Here is a 2,798-nt window from a genome sequence, read left to right on the forward strand (position 1 = left end):
GTTGAGGTCACCGGCGCGCTCTCCCACGAGGTGCGTGAACACCTTGCGCTCATGCCGGCCCGGCAGATACGGGCAGGGGGACGGCGCCGTAAGGTAAAATTGGGGGGTATCGCGCGAGTGCTGGGTCAAGGGACGTCGTGGGCCTCCGAAGTGAGTATCAGCATCGCGCTACGGAAGCTCCCGGTCAATTGGTCAGCTTGGCAAGTCAGGTCAGCAGTCAGCTTAGAGGATCCCGGTTAGTAGGCCGTTGATCACCAGGTCCTCGCGGCCTGCGGCACCGGCGCGCGGACGGAATTGTTGATCACGACCGTTCCCAGCACGAAATCCTGCAGCAGGCGCCGGCGGCCGTTGAACAGGCCGAGCAGCACCACGAAGGGCGTCAGGAACGAGACCGACACCCAGAACAGCACGGCATGGGTGGCGCCCAGCACGAAATAGCCGGGTGCGCCGTACCAGGTGCGCAGCTCCAGATCCATCACCCGCATCCCGATCGTCGCGGAGGAGGGGCCACCGATACAGGCGCCGTAATAGACGATCGCCCAGATCACGGAGGCCGGCCAGGCCAGCCAGAACAGCGCCCAGCCGATGCCGAGCGTGACCACGCCAAACAATGCGATGAAGATGTAGCCGAGGATCACCGGCACCGAGATCACGACCATGTCGATCAGGAAGGCAAACACGCGCCGCGTCGCAACGCCACGGAACAGCTCCGGGTGCAGATAGGGGTCGTAGGCGTGCGGCTGCGCCCCGCCGTCATTGCGCCAGGCTCCTGAATTGCCCGAGTCGTACGACATGATCCGTCCTCCCAAGGGGGAAACAGAGGGGAAAACCCTCGAGGCAGGACATGGGAACAGGCTTTCCCCCTGCCAAGGGCGCAGGCGCATTAACAAGCCGAAATATTCCGGCGATTCGGGGGCGGGGGAGGGCACGATATTGGCGCCGCAAACACCGGTGTCGTCCCGGACAAGCGAAGCGCAGATCCGGGATCCATAACCACAGGGAGGAGTTTGGCGAAGACCGTTAGTTGATTTCGCCGGTACGAATACCGCGGATCACAGTTAGATCACGCGGTATGGGTCCCTGCGTACGCAGGGACGACAGTGAAGGTGCCCCGCCAGCTTACCCCTGCGACCGCAGCCTCTCCGCCGCCTTCGGCGCAAAATAGCTCAGCACGCCGTCGGCGCCGGCGCGCTTGAAGGCGAGCAGGCTCTCCATCATGGCACGCTCGCCGTCGAGCCAGCCGTTGTTGGCGGCGGCCGCGATCATCGCGTATTCGCCCGAGACCTGGTAGGCGAAGGTCGGCATCGCAAAGGTGTCCTTCACGCGGCGGACGACGTCGAGATAGGGCATGCCGGGCTTCACCATCACCATGTCGGCGCCTTCGGTGATGTCGAGCTCGACCTCGCGCAGCGCCTCGTCGGTGTTGGCGCTGTCCATCTGATAGGTGCGCTTGTCGCCGGTCAGCGTCTTGGCCGAACCGATGGCGTCGCGGAACGGGCCGTAGAAGGCGGAAGCGTATTTGGCGGCGTAGGCCATGATCTGCACGTCGAGCAGGCCGGTGCGGTCCAGGCCCTCGCGGATCGCGGCGACGCGGCCGTCCATCATGTCGGAGGGCGCGATGATGTCGCAGCCGGCTTCGGCCTGCACCAGCGCCTGACGCACCAGCACGGCGACCGTCTCGTCGTTCAAGATCCTGCCGTCCGAGATCAGGCCATCATGACCGTGGCTGGTGAAGGGGTCCAGCGCGACGTCGCAGAGGATGCCGATCTCAGGAAACTCCTTCTTGATCGCGCGCACCGCCTGGCAGACCAGATTGTTCGGATTGGTGGCTTCAGAGCCTTCCTCGTCGCGCAAGGACGGCTCGGTGTAGGGAAACAGCGCGAGGCAGGGGATGGTGAGCTTCATGGCGCGTTCGGCCTCGCGCACGGCCTGGTCGACGCTGAGGCGCTCGACGCCCGGCATCGAGGTGACCTGCTCGCGCTTGTTGTCGCCGTCGATCAGGAACAGCGGCCAGATCAGATCGTCGGTGGTGAGGACGTTCTCGCGCACCATCCGCCGGGCCCATTCGGCCTTGCGGTTGCGGCGCGGGCGGACGGTCAGATCGAGGGCATGGGGCACCGCCGCTCCCTCGCGGCGCGAAACCTCGCGCAGTTCGATCGGACGTCCGTATTTGATCGCCATCACTCTTCCTCCGGCTGGAATTATTCTTATACCAGCTCGCATGGTTCCCGTCACCGCGGCTTGACCTGCCGCAACGTGATGGCAGCCGATTGATTTTGCGGGCCGAAGCAGCCAGAAGGGGCCATGTCCGAGATTTCCACCCGCGATGCGGCCCGTGACGGCAGTCCCAGGGACGCCGTCAGAGACAGCGCCAGAGACAGCGCGATGTCGGTGGCTGCGATCTCGTCGGAGCGCTCGGAGTCCGACGACAATGTCTGGACTCGCCGCCTCGTGCTCTTCCTGCGGGTGATGGCGCTGCTCTCGATCCTGAAAGGTCTCTATCACTGGGCGCAGGTGACGGGCTTCGTCGGCGGCGAGGACGAGGCGTTCGAGAACCAGTCGATGGCCTGGCAGGCCGCGACCGTCTACTTCGCGGTGATCGAGCTCGTCGCTGCGGTCGGCCTGTGGCTGGCGACGCCCTGGGGCGCCGTGGTGTGGCTCACGACCGTGGTCTCGATGGCGGTGATCGAGCTGATGTTCCCGGGAATCTACGGCGGCAGCCTGATCGTCGTCGGCGTCGAAGCCTTCATGCTCGCCGCCTATCTCGCGCTCGCCTGGATGGCCGCGCGCGAGCGGCC

The 2,798-nt window shown here is 65.3% G+C and carries 3 protein-coding genes and 1 pseudogene; 1 reads left to right on the top strand and 3 read right to left on the bottom strand.

The annotated features are described in order from the left end of the window. The 3 genes and pseudogenes from IC66_RS46700 to hemB all read right to left on the bottom strand — a co-directional run. Positions 1–129: pseudogene (locus IC66_RS46700) on the bottom strand (arginyltransferase); the annotation flags it as partial. A gap of 122 nt (positions 130–251) precedes the next feature. Next, entirely contained in the window at positions 252–794 is a 543-nt protein-coding gene (locus tag IC66_RS0136475) for an RDD family protein (protein WP_038950910.1), read from the bottom strand. Positions 795–1,119: 325 nt separating this feature from the next. Beyond that, the gene (gene hemB, locus IC66_RS0136480) at positions 1,120–2,181 is read right to left on the bottom strand and encodes a porphobilinogen synthase (RefSeq protein ID WP_038950911.1); all 1,062 of its coding nucleotides are present in this window, start codon (positions 2,179–2,181) and stop codon (positions 1,120–1,122) included. A gap of 123 nt (positions 2,182–2,304) precedes the next feature. Between hemB and IC66_RS0136485 the strand changes: the two genes are divergently transcribed. Beyond that, the coding region (locus IC66_RS0136485) for a DUF6163 family protein (protein ID WP_038950912.1) at positions 2,305–2,798 on the top strand (494 nt) is incomplete at its 3' end.

The organism is Bradyrhizobium genomosp. III, assembly GCF_000261705.1.
Lineage (GTDB): Bacteria > Pseudomonadota > Alphaproteobacteria > Rhizobiales > Xanthobacteraceae > Bradyrhizobium > Bradyrhizobium ottawaense.

Excerpts from the sequence above, each read along its gene's own strand:
- IC66_RS0136475 (WP_038950910.1), bottom strand. The coding sequence starts at position 794 with ATGTCGTACGACTCGGGCAATTCAGGAGCCTGGCGCAATGACGGCGGG.
- hemB (WP_038950911.1), bottom strand. The coding sequence starts at position 2,181 with ATGGCGATCAAATACGGACGTCCGATCGAACTGCGCGAGGTTTCGCGC.